The 15,197-nt window shown below is 61.7% G+C and carries 10 protein-coding genes; 3 read left to right on the top strand and 7 right to left on the bottom strand.

The window, feature by feature from the left end; all coding sequences use genetic code 11:
* Positions 1-9 precede the first annotated feature (9 nt).
* Positions 10-843: an SWIM zinc finger family protein gene (locus HMPREF2943_RS04920; RefSeq protein WP_070644745.1), complete on the bottom strand. Its 834-nt coding sequence runs from the start codon at positions 841-843 to the stop codon at positions 10-12.
* Positions 844-3,915 carry a DEAD/DEAH box helicase gene (locus tag HMPREF2943_RS04915; protein WP_070710961.1) on the bottom strand — a complete coding sequence of 1,024 codons (3,072 nt, stop codon included), beginning with the start codon at positions 3,913-3,915 and terminating at the stop codon, positions 844-846.
* Positions 3,916-4,158: 243 nt separating this feature from the next.
* Here HMPREF2943_RS04915 and putP point away from each other — a divergent pair, with 243 nt between their 5' ends.
* The 3 genes from putP (at position 4,159) to HMPREF2943_RS04900 (ending at position 7,080) form a co-directional block, all read left to right on the top strand.
* Complete coding sequence (gene putP, locus HMPREF2943_RS04910; protein ID WP_070443710.1) at positions 4,159-5,721, top strand: sodium/proline symporter PutP; 1,563 nt, start codon at positions 4,159-4,161, stop codon at positions 5,719-5,721.
* Positions 5,722-6,046: 325 nt separating this feature from the next.
* Entirely contained in the window at positions 6,047-6,589 is a 543-nt protein-coding gene (locus HMPREF2943_RS04905) for an HNH endonuclease family protein (RefSeq protein WP_070443707.1), read from the top strand.
* A gap of 47 nt (positions 6,590-6,636) precedes the next feature.
* A complete protein-coding gene (locus tag HMPREF2943_RS04900) occupies positions 6,637-7,080 on the top strand; it encodes a DUF2269 domain-containing protein (protein ID WP_070443704.1) in 444 nt (147 codons plus the stop codon).
* 102 nt (positions 7,081-7,182) lie between these two features.
* On the opposite strand, the gene HMPREF2943_RS04895 is transcribed toward HMPREF2943_RS04900, so the two are convergent.
* The 5 genes from HMPREF2943_RS04895 to HMPREF2943_RS04875 form a co-directional block, all read right to left on the bottom strand.
* Positions 7,183-9,177 carry a DEAD/DEAH box helicase gene (locus HMPREF2943_RS04895; protein WP_070710960.1) on the bottom strand — a complete coding sequence of 665 codons (1,995 nt, stop codon included), beginning with the start codon at positions 9,175-9,177 and terminating at the stop codon, positions 7,183-7,185.
* A 76-nt stretch (positions 9,178-9,253) separates the two neighbouring features.
* Entirely contained in the window at positions 9,254-10,681 is a 1,428-nt protein-coding gene (locus HMPREF2943_RS04890) for an ATP-binding protein (RefSeq protein WP_256380932.1), read from the bottom strand.
* 182 nt (positions 10,682-10,863) lie between these two features.
* Positions 10,864-12,042, bottom strand: a complete 1,179-nt coding sequence (hutI, locus tag HMPREF2943_RS04885) for an imidazolonepropionase (RefSeq protein ID WP_070710958.1) — start codon at positions 12,040-12,042, stop codon at positions 10,864-10,866.
* A 21-nt stretch (positions 12,043-12,063) separates the two neighbouring features.
* Positions 12,064-13,740: a urocanate hydratase gene (locus HMPREF2943_RS04880; protein WP_070710957.1), complete on the bottom strand. Its 1,677-nt coding sequence runs from the start codon at positions 13,738-13,740 to the stop codon at positions 12,064-12,066.
* Between the two features lie 349 nt (positions 13,741-14,089).
* A complete protein-coding gene (locus HMPREF2943_RS04875) occupies positions 14,090-14,989 on the bottom strand; it encodes an endonuclease domain-containing protein (protein ID WP_070443688.1) in 900 nt (299 codons plus the stop codon).
* Positions 14,990-15,197 lie beyond the last annotated feature (208 nt).

Genomic DNA, 15,197 nt, shown 5'->3' with positions numbered 1-15,197 from the left:
TGGCAATGTCTAGTGCGTCAGATGATAGTAAAGGTCCTCGACATCGGAGACCGCCCGAAGCAAATCTATGTTCGTATGGCTGACAGAACGCATGGCCTTGCGCAGCAGTTCCGGGTCGGAATCATCCACGGCTGGAGCAGTTTTGGGCTCCGGCAAGGGCGGCAATTCTCGCCCCTCCCAGAACAAGGCATTGCGTTCCTCGGCAGAGATTTCAGAGGCCGCAGAAGCGGAAAAAGAGTCCTCCGAAGCCGCCTTGGCCTGTTCCATGACCGCTTGTTCCAGCCGCGCGAAGTCGAGGCCACGCAGGGCAAAAATCACGGAAGGATCGGCATCCATCCGGGCCGCGAGGCGGTCCGCCACCGCCACGACGTGCTTGCACACATATTCCGGGTCGGGGCAGGTGCAGGAGAAACGGAGATCGTCGGGGTATTCGGCGATGAGAATGTCGAGGGAGGCGTCGGCAAGCATGCCTTCCTTGGCCTTCGCCACGGAGTTGGGGGTACGTGCGAACATCTCCGACAGCCGCCCGATGTCCTCGTTATTGCGGTAGGGCACCTGGATGAGCACCGCGAAAGGCTCGTTCTGGGAGCCCGCAACCTTTCCGTGCACCGCGCCATTGCGCACATCGAGGCCCACGACATGGCCCTCGGTGGCGTACTGGCGCCCGCGGCGAATGCGACCGGAATCCGTTTGCTGGTTGACAAAGTTGAGCAGGCGCGTGGCCGCCGGCTGCATGGTGCGCACGCGGTCGACGCGGTTGACCTCCTCCGGCGTGCTCACGCGCTTGCGGGTGCCGAAGTTGGCGTAGATGACGTTGTTGTCCTCAGGACTCTTCGGTGCCATTTACTTCTCCTGTTCCCTATAGCTCATGAGATCCGCCAGCTGCTCGGGGCTCAGCTCCGTGAGCCAGCCCTCGCCTTCGCCCACAACGGCACCGGCCAGCTGCGTCTTGCCGTCGAGGATGTCCTGGATGGATTCCTCCAAGGTACCGGCGGTGATCATCTTGTACACCTGCACGTTGCGCTGCTGGCCAATGCGGAAGGCGCGGTCCGTGGCCTGGTTCTCCACCGCCGGATTCCACCAGCGATCCATGTGCACGACAATCGACGCCGCCGTGAGGTTCAAGCCGGTACCACCCGCCTTGAGCGAGAGCAGCATGACGGGCGCACCATCATCGGCCTGGAATTCCTCCACCATCTGGTCGCGCCGGTTCTTGCTCACCCCGCCGTGGAGGAAGGGAATCTCGCAGCCCAGCTGCTCAGACAGGTAGGGCTGGAGAACGTCACCGAAGGCCTTGTACTGGGTAAAGATCAGTACGCGCTCCGAGGATTCGATGGCCTGGTCGATGATCCGCATGAGTTCTTCCACCTTGCCGGAGCGATGCTTGCCTTTGATGGTGACGGCGCTGCCATCGGCCAGGAAGTGCGCCGGGTGGTTACAAATCTGCTTAATACGGGTCAGCGAAGCCAAGATGAGGCCGCGGCGCGAGATGCCCTCCTTCTTCTTTCCCAGAGCCTGCTCCACGTCATTGACCAGAGCCTTATAAAGGGCAGCCTGCTCATCAGTCATGCGCACGGTGATGATCTGCTCAGACTTCTCCGGCAGGTCATCGATGATATTCGGGTCCGTCTTGAGGCGGCGCAGGATGAACGGGCCGGTGAGCAGGCGCAGGCGCTCCGCCATGACATCGCTTCCTTCGCGCTCGATGGCCTTGGCAAAGTGGTTGCGGAAGAAGGAAGCTGAGCCCAGGATCCCGGGGTTGCAATAGTCTAGGATGGAGCGCATTTCCGACAGCCGGTTCTCAATCGGCGTACCGGTCAGCGCCACGCGGTGCCGCGAGGGGATGGCGCGCACGGCCTTGGAGGAGCGCGTGGAGGCGTTCTTGATCGCTTGGGCTTCATCGAGGACCACGCGGTCCCACTCCACCTTGCTCAAGGTCAGGAAGTCACGGCTGACCGTGCCATAGGAGGTGATGACGATATCGGCGTTCTGCGCCGCCGTGACCAGCTCCTCGCTCTTCAGGCGCCCGGTGCCATGTTGCACCATGACCTTAAAGTCCGGCACGAAGCGCTTGGCTTCCCTAGCCCAGTTGCCCACCACGGAGGTCGGGGCAACCACCAGGGTGGGCTTCCACACCCCTGCTTCCCCCTCTGTCTCATGGGCGGCCTTTTCTACCGCCAGCAGGGACAACAGCTGCAGCGTCTTGCCCAAACCCATGTCATCTGCCAGCACCGCGCCGATATTGTTGCGGGACATCCAATACAGCCAGTCGACGCCCCGGCGCTGGTACTCGCGCAGCTCGGCATGGACCGTATCGGGGATCTCCACGCGGTCGGGCGCGGTACTATCCATCCCACCGAGCAAAGAGGTGTGCCACTCAGATCCGGTGAACGCTACTGGGTCCTCCGCCATGGATTTCAACGCCATCTCGCGTAGGTCCGCAAGCGTGACCGCTTCCTCTTGCTCGCCCTCGTTGAATTCCTTGCGGCGGCGCTCCACCTCCGCAACGAGCTCTTCCCAGCCAGGCTGTTCCAGCTGGCGGGCCATCTCCGCGGTCGCGGCGAGCTGCTCCAGTTCCTTTAGGGCGCGCTTACGGGCGGTATCGGCCAGTTCGCGCATGTACTGCGAGATCTTGTTGAGGGCCTGTGTATCCGCCATGACCCACTCGCCGCGCAGACGAATCAGGCCGGACTTGGAGGAGATGAGCTCGTGCATTTCGGCGTCGGTAAGCTGCGTATCCCCCACCGAAAGCTTCCAGTCATAGCTGAACAGCTTCTCCATGCCGATGTGCGCCTTGGTGGCGGCATCAGCAGGATCGCGCACCTCTGTGGTTTCCAGCTTGGCTTTGGTCTCCATGTGGGACCACGACTTGGGCAGCAGCACGGTAAAGCCGGCTTTGCGCAGGGCGGCGGCGTCGTGGGTGACAAAATCCACGAGCTGTTCCGTGGTCAGGTACACATCCCAGTCCCCCGCATTCCGGCTCGCCGGCGCGGAATTGTACTTTAGCCGCGGGGCCACATCGAAGGCGTGACGACGGGCTTCGCGCAGCTTCTCGACGCTCCCCCGATCCAACTGGTCTTGGCGCACCGGCATTGGCGAATCGGTACCGGAGCGAACTAGCAGGCGGATGGGCCATGCTGCGTCCTCGACGGCGACATTATCATTTGGTGGCTCCTCCACGAGGAACACCAGCTGCAGATCGACGGAGGTAATGGAATCCTTCCACTCGTTGAGCCCGCGCAACAGCTGGGCCCGCCCCTTCTTCACGGGCGCGGTTTTCAGCAGCGCTTGGGCGAAGTCGTGCCAGGGGGCAGCGCGTGGGGCGTCGATCTGCGGGCGCAGCTGGGTATAGGCAATCCAGTGCGTGAGCTCATCGGCCAAATCATCAGACAGGGCCCGGTTATTAATGGACAGGATGCCGGGTGCAGACGCCAGCATTTCCGCCAACCAGCTGCGCTCGCCCAAACCGGAGGCCAGCTGCCACATCGGATACCACTCGCCGGCTTGGTAGGACAGGCGGATGGTCACGCGGCCGGCGCGGACAAAACGGTAAAGCCCGCGGTAGGCACGGATGAGCCACAGGAGATCCGGCGCGATGGTCGCACGCTGCTCCACGGAGACCGCTTGGCTTTCGGTGTCGAGGTATTCCAGCTTGGCCAGTGTTTCCACCGCTTCATCCGGGGCAAACATGGCCATGGGCACCATGAGGGAGACATCCTTGCCCTTCGGAGTGCGCAGGGAGACTCGCGCGCGGTTGCGGAAGGTCTTCTTGCTCAGGATGCTATCGACCACATCCGGGAAAGTTCCCTCTGGGACTGCTGAGGGCATGATGATCTTGTGCCCTTCGACCTGTTCGATCCATAGACTCAGGCCGGAGACGGGCAGCCAGAGGCCATGCAGCAGGTAAGAAGCCATAGGGGCCAGTTTAGCAGCACGCCTTCTGGGGGTCAGGGTTGCAGAAAGTTCCCAAATCCAGCCCAAATAAGCAATCGTTACAGTCTCGTTACATAACGACGTAACACCAGTAAGACCGTACATTAAGCTGTGACCAAGGTAACCAAATACTGGTCAACCAGCCAATTTTCAGTTGGGTAGGAGCTTGTGCCTCGTTAGCGTGGTGAGGTCCTATTTTTTAATCTCAATCTCAAGGAGAGATCAGTGCAAGACTCCACTTGGTATGTCGTTGCGATGATCATCTACCTGCTTGCCATGGCCGCTATCGGCTTCTGGAGCTACAAGCAGACGGATGAGTATGACGACTACGTTCTCGCCGGCCGCGGCCTTCACCCGTTCGTAGCCGCCCTGTCCGCCGGCGCTTCCGATATGTCGGGTTGGCTGCTCATGGGCCTGCCGGGCGCTTTGTTCCTGACCGGTATGTCCGAGCTGTGGATGGCCATCGGCCTCCTCATCGGCGCTTGGGCCAACTGGAAGTGGGTCGCGCCGCGCCTGCGCTCCTACTCCGAAATTGCCGGCAACTCTATTACCGTCCCCTCCTTCTTTGAGAACCGCCTGCACGATAAGTCGCGCGTGCTGCGCATCATCGCGGCGGCGATCATTATCTTCTTCTTCACCTTCTACGTCTCTTCCGGCATGGTGGCTGGCGGCCGTTACTTCGAGTCAAGCTTCGGCGGTGACTACATGGTCGGCATGCTCGTCGTGGCTGCCGTGACGGTCTTCTACACTTTCGTCGGTGGCTTCCTTGCGGTGTCCTACACCGATACCGTCCAGGGCCTGCTCATGTTCGCCTCCCTCATCATCGTGCCGATCATGGTGCTCTTCTCCTTGGACAACCCGGGCGAGATCTTCAGCTTCGCTGCTGAGAACCCCTACGCCACCAATGGCGTTATTGAGAACCCCGATTACTTCTCCCTGTTCTCTGGCGTATCCGCCGCCGTCATCATCGGTAACTTGGCTTGGGGCTTGGGTTACTTTGGCCAGCCGCACATCATCGTGCGTTTCATGGCGCTGCGTAAGCCTTCCGATGCCCGCGCGGGTCGCTTCTACGGTGTCAGCTGGATGGGTATCTCCCTGATTGGCGCTATCTTCGTGGCGCTGTCGGGTACCGTGTTCTTCACCCAGACCGGCCACTCCATTACTGACCAGGAAAACTACGAGACCATCTTCCTGGACATGGCTCAGGTCATGTTCCACCCGCTGTTTGCTGGTCTGGTTCTGACCGCCGTTCTCGCAGCCATCATGTCCACGATGTCCTCCCAGATGCTGGTTGTCTCCACCTCCCTCATCGAGGACCTCTACCTCATCTTCGCTAAGAAGAAGCCGCGCCAGGAGGTTCTGATCAACCTCTCCCGTACCGCCGTCGTGGCCATCGCCATCATCGCTGCCGTGCTGGCCATCAACCCGTCGGATTCGATCCTGGGCCTAGTTGGCTTCGCCTGGGCTGGCTTCGGCTCCGCCTTCGGCCCAATCGTCCTGCTGGCGCTGTACTGGAAGCGCCTCAACTCCACCGGCGCTATCGCCGGAATGCTCACCGGTGCGATCGTGGCCATCGGCTGGGGCATGAGCCCGCTGGGCGATACCCTCTACGAGCTGGTTCCGGGCTTCATCTCCGCTCTACTCGTGGCTGTCGGCGTTTCCCTGGCCACCAAGGCCCCGGATGCGAAGGTCACCCAGGAGTTCGAGGAGGCTACCCGCTTGGCCAAGCTCGTTGAGAAGAACGATGACTTGGACTTCGAGGAGGCCGCAGAGAAGGTTCAGAAGTAACCCTCCTCTCTCCCCGATCCTTCTGCGCAAACCCCGCTTCAGCAGTCCAGTTACTGCTGTGGCGGGGTTTCGCTTGTGATTGACTCGGATGGCTCTACAAGGTCGCTACTCAAAAGCCTCTATTCAAAAGGCATTTCTCAAAAGGTGCCTTTGCCTCGAAAACGCCGTGTGCGAGCCTCTAAAAGGTGCCTTTGCCCCCAAAGAAACCTTCTGACTAATGCCTTTTGGGAAAAGCCGTATGGCTGCCCCACCTAACCCGTTTCTACAGTCACGTGCTTCCTGCTTATTCGGGAACCGCTCATACACCCCAGCAGTCTAAAAGTGCATGAACCTGCGCGCGGCCTATATCGGTTTCCTCTCTATAGCCACCGTGGCCTACGGCGGCTACCACCTCCTCCCCGGCCCCGACCTGGGTGTGACTACCGTGCCTGCGCGCGTGGAGGCCCCTGGCTATGACCGCGATGACTTCGGCGGCTGGGCTCCCGGAACCCGCGATAATGTCAAAGCCGCGCAGACCACCAACGGCACACTCTATGACCCCTATTCCCGCGCTCCGGCGCCGGCGCGCGTGGAAGTCGACCACGTCTTTCCGCTCTCAGCGGCCTGGGACCTTGGCGCATCAACGTGGCCGCGTGATAAGAAAATGGCCTTCGCCAATGATCCGCTCAACCTCGTCGCTACCGCCCGCAATTTGAACCAAGCCAAGTCCGATTCCTTGCCGGCGGACTGGCTCCCACCGGCTGATCGTTGCGACTATTCGCAGCGGCTTGCCGCTGTGGCCCGCAAGTATCAACTCCCGCTTCCCTCCCGCGACTATGCGGTCATGCGCCACCAGTGCCGATTCGATTTCATCTCACAGCACCGTTAGACTTTCGCTGGGAAAAGCCCCGTACAGAAAGGTAAAGCGCACTCCCCATGACTAGCTTGCTCATTTTCCTCCACGCCTTCGCCGCTATCTTGTTGGTCGGTACCGTATGTATCTCCACCTCCGCCTTCCCAGCACAGCTGGCAAAGGCTGGCGCTGGTGATGCTTCGGCTGCTGGTGCCGCCGGCATCCTCAACAAGATCACCTCGACCTATGGCTACATATCCGCCATTGTTCCGGTTATTGGCCTGGCCGTTTTCCTTACCGACCTGGATGCCTACAAATCCCAGGTCCAGTTCCACATTGCCCTTCTGCTCTCCGTCATCGCTTGGGTCATTCTGCTCGTCGTGGTTATCCCGAAGCAGAACAAGGCCATGGCTGCGATTGCTAGCCCGGGCAGCGCCGATGTGGCCAAGCTGAAGAAGCAGCTGGCTATGTTCTCCGGCATCTTCAACCTGCTGTGGGTTGTCTGCGCCATCCTGATGTACGTCTAAACTTTCCGGTTTAGCCCTCAATAGCAAAACCTCCCAAGCCCTCAATGAGAGTTTGGGAGGTTTTCTCGTGCAGCATTAAGGCCGCTGCGATGCCTGGCAGGACTAGTCGCGCCAGCCGCCGCGGCGCCCACCACGATCACGACCGCGTCCACCGCGGTCACGGTCGCGGTATCCGCCGCGCTCACTACGGCCACCACGGCCACGTCCACCGTAGCCGCCGCGGCCGCGATCATTGTCGAAGTTCCGGCGCGGTGGGCGGCCGGTGTCCTTCTGAATCTTGATGAGCTGTCCGGAAATACGGGTGTCCTTCAGACGCTCCAGCACTGCCGGGTCCAGGTTCTTCGGCAGGTCCACCAAGGTGTGGCCCACCGCGATGGTGATGCGGCCGAAGTCCTTGGAGGACAGGCCACCTTCATTGGCCAGCGCGCCCACGATGGCTCCGGGGCGCACGTTCTGGCGCTTGCCGACGTCCAACCGGTACGTCTCAAAGTCCCCGTCCGGTCGGCGCGGGCCGCGGTCACGGTCGCGGCCAGCGCGCTCACGGCCACGGCCACGCCCGTCGCGTTCGAAGCGGTCGCGCTCGCGACGGTCCTTCTTGGATACCGGACGCTCCTTGAGCAGGAAGTCCGTCCCGCCCTGTAACTGCACGGCCAGAGCAGCAGCGATATCATCCATCGCCACGTTCTCAGCCGCGGAGTACTCGCGCACCATGTCACGGAAGAACTCGAACTGCTTGTCCTCCTGCGAAGCGCCGATGGAAGCGAAGAACTTCTCCTTGCGCTTAGCGTTGACCTCATCCGCGGTCGGAAGGTCCATCTCCTCCAAGCGGGCATTGGTCACGCGCTCGATGGAGCGCAGCATGCGGCGCTCACGCGGGGTGACAAACAGGATGGCCTCACCAGTGCGGCCAGCACGGCCGGTACGGCCGATGCGGTGCACGTAGGACTCGGTGTCATTCGGGATGTCGTAGTTGACCACGTGGGTAATGCGGTCCACGTCAAGACCGCGAGCAGCCACGTCGGTAGCCACCAGGATGTCCAGGCGGCCATCCTTGAGCTGATCGACGGTGCGTTCACGCTGCTGCTGGGCAATATCACCATTGATGGCAGCAGCGTTGTAGCCGGCCTCCTTGAGACTATCGGCCACGTCCTCAGTCGCGTGCTTGGTGCGGCAGAAGACGATGATGGCGTCATAGTCAATGACCTCGAGGATGCGGGTGAAGGCATCCATCTTGTGGCGGTGCGGGGTCAGCAGGAAGCGCTGCGTGATGTTGTCATTCGTACGGCGCTCCGACTTCACAGTGACCTCAGCGGGATTGTTGAGGTACTGCTTGGACAGGCGGCGAATCGAATTCGGCATGGTGGCCGAAAACAGTGCGACCTGCTTTTCTTCCGGGGTGTCCTCAAGAATGCGCTCGACGTCTTCCTGGAAGCCCATGTTGAGCATCTCGTCCGCCTCGTCGAGGACGAGGAAGCGCAGCTGTGAGATGTCCAGGGAGCCCTTCTCCAGGTGGTCAATAACGCGGCCTGGGGTGCCGACGATGATCTGGGCGCCACGGCGCAGCCCGGAGAGCTGAATGCCATAAGCCTGGCCACCGTAGATAGGCAGAACCTCGATGCGACCCAAGTGGTCAGCGAAGGACTGGAAGGAGTCCGCTACCTGGAGGGCCAGTTCACGAGTGGGTGCCAGGACCAAAGCCTGCGGGTAGCGGGCCTCGGTATCGATCTGGGAGAGAACCGGCAGCGCGAAGGCTGCGGTCTTACCCGTACCCGTCTGGGCGAGGCCGACGACGTCGCGGCCTTCCATGAGGATCGGGATGGTTTCTTCCTGAATTGGGGATGGCTTGGTAAAGCCCACCTTGGACACGGCTTCCTGAACGTCATCGGGAAGGCCGAGGTGTGCAAAACCCTGGGAGTTGTCGTTGGCTGATTCTTCTTCAGCGCCGGTGTCCTCAGGGTTATTCGCAGCCCCGGTGTCCTGATTCGACACCTGCGAAGCGTCCAATGCTTCGCCACCTTGCGAGTTTTCCTGAGATTCCGACTTATTGAATTCTTCCGGCTCGTTGACGCCGCCGGTGGCGTTATCGGTAATGCTCATTGCTCACACCAGAGTACGGTACCAACATCCAATTAGCTATTTCGCCGAAGATTTACCCGAGCTTTTCCACTAGGGGCTACTCCTTCGCAGCGTAACGCGTGGCTCGGTCACCGTGTTTGCCGCGCATGATGACGTGCCCGGACTCGATAAGCTTGCCCAGCGCGTAACGCACCTGGCCGCGGGTGAGCTGCGTACTGTTTACGATGTCCACGAGCGAGAGCTCGCCCTTCCGGCGCAACGCAGCAAGCACAAGTGCGGGGTTTCCGCCGAGCTTGGCGACGAGCCCGTCTTCCACCACACTGTCCTCACTGCCTATGCTCGCAGGCTCCGGAGCAGACAGAGAGGAAGCGTTAGCGCCGTGCGGTGCCGCGTCATGTTCGTCATCGCCTCGCCCCGCCCTCCAGAGGATCACGGTGAAGCGCACACCAGTGTCGATGAGGGTGGGCGGACGCAGTCCAGCTTTCCGAAGCGATTCAAAAACCACCCGCATTCCTCCGCCCTGGCCCTCAATGACACGCTCGCCGCCCTCAAGCCGCAGCTTCGTGCTCAATGTGTATAGGCGCGGGTTCACAGCGACGGGTGACAGCATCTTTCCCCTAAGCTCTTCCACGGAGATGCCCCGCAATCCACCGGGGCTGGTCACAATCAGTGCTTGGCGGGTCAGCCGGACAGTGACAAATTTGCCGGCGCCTAAGCTTTCTGGGCCAAGGTCGCGGTGGACCACGGCATTAGCAATGACTTCACGAACAGCCTCCAGCGGTAGTTCTGGAACCTCGCGCAGGTGGCCATCTGTGCCATAGACCAAGTCAGTGTCGATATTCCTGTGCACCCACGCCACGGCTCCATCCACCAGATCCGGCACAGGGCCGTAGAATTCCTCCAGATTCCGGGTACGCGGTCCTTCTTCCCCCGCTGGGTATTGCACGGCCGCAGAAATATGCAGGTCGGGAAAGAATCCCTGCGGAAAGCGCCCCAGAGCGTATAAACCTGCCACACTCAGCTGCCCTTGTGAATCAACCACGCGGAATAGCTCCAGCAGCTCGGCATCGCTCGCACCCCGCAAACGAGGGGTGGCGCTGCGCAGCTCCGCCACCGCCTCCTTAAGCACCGAAGCATCACAGACTTCTAGGTTTGACCCGGGAACCGGTGCTGAGTCATAGGCAATGGCCTCGCGAGCGTGCAGCTTATCCACTTCGACCATGCGAAGGTCATTGGCGCTCATGACGTAGTCACCATCCGCCATTCGCAGGTAAGGCCGACCCCGATAGAGTGCCGGCCGCTGGTGCGGCAGCACGCCTTCGACGTGTCCAAGCACGACAGCTCGCCCTTCGACGTACAGGGTCTGAGTCTCAATGAAGGGCGCGGGTTCCACTAGAGTGCGTGCCTGATCCGCCAGCGCGCTTTCGATGGCGCCGGGATCGTCCACGCCGTGCACCGCAAAGTCGGGTTCCGCCACTCCAATAATGACGGTGCCACCGCGCGGCATGTTGGCGAAGGCACACAGAGTAGCCCCCGAGGGACTGCGGCATTCCCCCGCGTCCCGACTTCACTTCCACGGTCGTAGTATCCGACTACAAAAGGCGACAGTGCTCGAGGTAATCCTCGAGCTCATCAACCGTCCACATCATGCCTGCAGAATACCGCAGACTACAAAGTTTTACACTCTAGAGTGCAAGACTTTACGTTCTAGACTTCACGGCCACCCACGAAGGTCTTCCAGGTCATCGGCATGCCCGGGCGATAAGCCAGGTGAATAGCGCTCGGGGCATCAAGCACGTGCAGGTCCGCAGCAGCGCCCACCACCAGCGAACCCTTAGCCGGGCGGCCCTTCGCGTCCTTACCCTCGCCAACATCCTGGCGGCGCAGCGCGGTGGCACCGCCCAGCGTGCCGGCGGCGATGGCCTCATCAAGCGTGAGGTGCTGCTGGAGCACAGCCGTGGTCACGCAGAAGTTCATCGAGGAGGTATACGAGGTACCCGGGTTGAGGTTCGAGGCGATGGCGACGGTCGCGCCGGCATCAATAAGCTTCCGGCCCGGCGCCAGCGGCTCACGGGTAGACAGATCGCAGGCTGGCAGCAGCGTGGCCACCGTATCGGAGGAAGCCAGCGCCTCGACATCCGCATCGCTGAGGTAGTTGACGTGGTCCACCGAGGCAGCGCCCAACTCCACGGCAAGCGTCACGCCTGGGCCCTCGCCGAGCTGGTTGCCGTGCACGCGCACGCCCAGGCCCCGCGCCTTGCCCGCCTCGAGCACGCGGCGCGACTGCCCCTCGTCGAAGGCGCCGCGCTCGCAGAAGACATCGATCCACTGCACGTGCTCGGCCACACCGTCCAGCATCGGGCCGACAACCTCGTCGAGGTAGGTTTCGACCTCTGCTCCCGGCGGCACGAGGTGTGCGCCGAGGAAGGTCACGTCATCGACGTGGCGGGCCGCCACCTTCGCGGCCTCCACCTCGGATTCAGTATTAAGACCGTAGCCGGTCTTCGTCTCCAAGGTCGTCGTACCCCCGCGGCGGGCGGCGGCAATGCGCTCCACCAACAGCTTTTCCAGGCGCTCCTCCCCCGCCGAGCGGGTAGCGTCCATGGTCACCGCGATGCCACCGGCCTGGTAGGACTCGCCCGCCATGCGGGCTTCGAACTCGGCGGAGCGGTCGCCGTCGAAGATCATGTGCGTATGAGAATCCACCCATCCCGGCAGGACCGCGCGCCCGCCCAGGTCGACTTTCTCATCCGCGGCCGGCGCCTCGGACTCCGGTCCGATCCAGGCGATGGTGCCGTCGGTGTTGGCGATGAGGGAGGCGTCGGCAAGCGTGCCTGCCTCCGACACCGTGCGCAGCTCTGAGATTCCAGTAAACAGGGTGGACATGATCTTCTTTTCCTCTCTTATCTAGTCGCGGGCCTTGAATTCCATCGGGATACGCACGCCGCGCTCGTCGGCAACTTCCTTGGCGCGAGTGTAACCGGAATCCACGTGGCGGATAACCCCCATGCCCGGGTCGTTGGTCAGCACCGCGCGCAGCTTGGCGGCGGCCAGCTCGCTACCGTCAGCCACGGTGACCTGACCTGCGTGAATGGAACGGCCCATGCCCACGCCGCCGCCATGGTGGATGGATACCCAGGTGGCACCGGAGGAGACAGCGGTCATGGCGTTGAGCAGCGGCCAGTCAGCCACGGCATCGGTGCCGTCGAGCATGGCCTCGGTCTCGCGGTACGGGGAGGCCACGGAACCGGAGTCGAGGTGGTCGCGGCCGATGACGATCGGGGCCTTGATCTTGCCTTCCTTGACCAGGTCATTGAAGAGCAGACCAGCCTTGTGGCGCTCGTTGTAGCCCAGCCAGCAAATACGCGCCGGCAGGCCCTCGAACTCCACGTACTCCTCGGCGGCATCAAGCCAGTTGTGCAGGTGCTCGTTGTCCGGGAAGAGCTCCTTGAGCGCCTGGTCGGTGACCTTGATCTCCTCCGGGTCGCCGGAGAGCGCTGCCCAGCGGAACGGGCCGAGCCCCTCGCAGAAGAGCGGGCGGATGTAGGCCGGGACGAAGCCCGGGAACTCGAAGGCGCGCTGGTAGCCGGCCTTGCGGGCCTCGTCGCGGATGGAGTTGCCGTAGTCGAAGACCTCGGCGCCCTCGTCCTGGAATTCCACCATGGCCTGGACCTGGGCGGCCATGGCCTCGCGGGCTTTCTTGGTGAAGGTGGTCGGATCTGCCTTGGCCTCGTTGTGCCAATCCTCCACCGTGATTTCAGTAGGCAGGTAGCTCAGCGGGTCGTGCGCGGAGGTCTGGTCCGTGACGATATCCACGGTGAACTCGCCCGCGCGCTGGCGGCGCAGCACCTCCGGGAAAACCTCGGCGGCATTGCCCACTAGGCCCACGGACAGCGGCTTCTTGTTCTCCTTGGCGTCGAGCACCAGCTTGAGGGCCTCATCCAGGTCGGTGACGACCTCATCGAGGTAGCGCTTGTGCTGGCGGCGCTTCAGGCGGGTTTCGTCAACATCGACGATGAGGCAGGCGCCGCCGTTCAAAGTAACGGACAGCGGCTGCGCGCCGCCCATGCCGCCGCAGCCACCGGTCAGCGTCAAAGTGCCGGCGAGCGTGCCGTTGAAACGCTTCTTGGCCACGGCCGCGAAGGTCTCAAAAGTGCCCTGCAGGATGCCCTGGGTAGCAATATAGATCCAGGAACCGGCCGTCATCTGGCCGTACATCATCAGGCCTTCGTCCTCGAGCTTGCGGAAGTGCTCCCAGTTGGCCCAGTCGCCGACCAGATTAGAGTTGGCGATGAGCACGCGCGGTGCCCACTCATTGGTCTTCCAGATGCCGACCGGCTTGCCGGACTGCACCAGCAGCGTCTCATCGGACTCGAGGTCCTTCAGCGACTCCACGATGGCATCAAAAGCCTCCCAGCTGCGGGCAGCACGCCCGGTGCCGCCGTAGACCACGAGGTCCTCGGGACGCTCGGCAACCTCGGGATCAAGGTTGTTCATGAGCATGCGCAGCGGGGCTTCGGTCTGCCAAGACTTGGCGGTGATTTCGGTTCCGCGCGGAGCGCGTACTTCGCGGGGTTCAGACATGACTTCCTTTCGCTCGTGCTTTTCGACGCCCTCCCAAACCCCCAAGGCCGGTTCCCCGGGGCTGTCCCTAGTGGGGCTTGGTCAGCGTCACACAGGACAAGTTACTGTGACCCAAAACCATGAGCCAGGGAACTTTTAGGCCGCCTGTCTCAGATACGAGACTGCCGCGTGACCGGTGGTCTGCCCCCGTCTTGCCTACACCCGCCATGTCCGTCTGACACCCAGTAACCCAGCAACGCCCAAAGCCAAAAGTGCAGACCTAGAAGTGCAGACCTGCTGGTCGTCGTCAAGCACTGCCCGGGCGCTGGACGACGCCCACCTGCATGAATGCACTTCCAGGTCTGCACTTTTACAACCGCGGACCACGCGCCAAGTGCTTCCCCACGGTCTCCTGGAAGTAGTCGGGGCGCGCGCTTAATTGTTCCGGGCTAAACCTCAAGACGATGTAGCCCTTGTTGAGGATGTCCTGCTGACGCCGATGCTCCGCGCGAATCACCTCTTCAACCTCGTGCCGGTACTTGACGTTCCCGTCAATCTCAATCACCAACCACCCATTAATAACCAGGTCCGCCCGGTAATTCTCAATCACATATTGCGCCTTGACCCAGCGCAGCTCAGGGTAATTAGCCGCAAGGATCAAGGCACGGGCATAGGATTCCCACGGTGACTCCGCGCAGTTAATACTTTCAGCAACCGCCCGCCGCGCGGCGGCAACGCCCTTAACTCTCCCCATAGCGCCGAGCGTCTCATTGATCCAGAACTGGCCAACATTGCGCGCCCGCACATCATCGACGGCAACGAGCCCCTCCTCAAATCCATAGAACCGCGCAATATCAATGGCCGTGCGTTCCAGCGAGGACACGCGAATCCCGTGCACCACCGCCTCTTTACCGCGCAAGTTCATGCGCCGATACCGGACATTGGCTTTAGCTCGTGGGGGTACCGAGTTCGAAGGCAACGTTGCCTCCCACTCGGCGGGTGGCACAACCAGGGGAACCCCGTGAATGAGCGCGGCGGATTTTCCTACTAATGTTGCCTTGGGCAAGGTCAACCCGAGCGCGTATGCCTTCGCGGTCTCCTTGTGCCACGGCTTGAGCTCGTGCCAGTGCACCAACGGCAGCACGAAGCACCACGCCAGTGTGGCCACTTTGCCGGCGTGCACCTTCTTCCATCGGGGATCATCATTGGGCAGCTTCCGAAGGTCGATAAGATGCTGGTCTAAAAAGTTAAAGAGTTCTTCATTGTTCATGCACTACTCATAACCCAGCTTTGTGTGACTCGCCACAGATAGGCTTCCGCTCTTCACCCGCATCCACACCCGCGCCGCACTACAAAAAATCACCCACTCATTGCCTCAGGGCGCCTCTCGTCTCCGCTGCGAAGGCAAAAGTGCAGACCTGGAAGTGCATTCATGCAGGTGGGCGTCGTCAATCGCGAGGACAGTGCTTTGCGGCGAC

The sequence above is a fragment of the Corynebacterium sp. HMSC072D12 genome (assembly GCF_001813925.1).
Taxonomy (GTDB): domain Bacteria; phylum Actinomycetota; class Actinomycetes; order Mycobacteriales; family Mycobacteriaceae; genus Corynebacterium; species Corynebacterium aurimucosum.
Note: the sequence above shows the minus strand (reverse complement) of the source record. Positions and strands in the feature narration are given on the sequence as shown.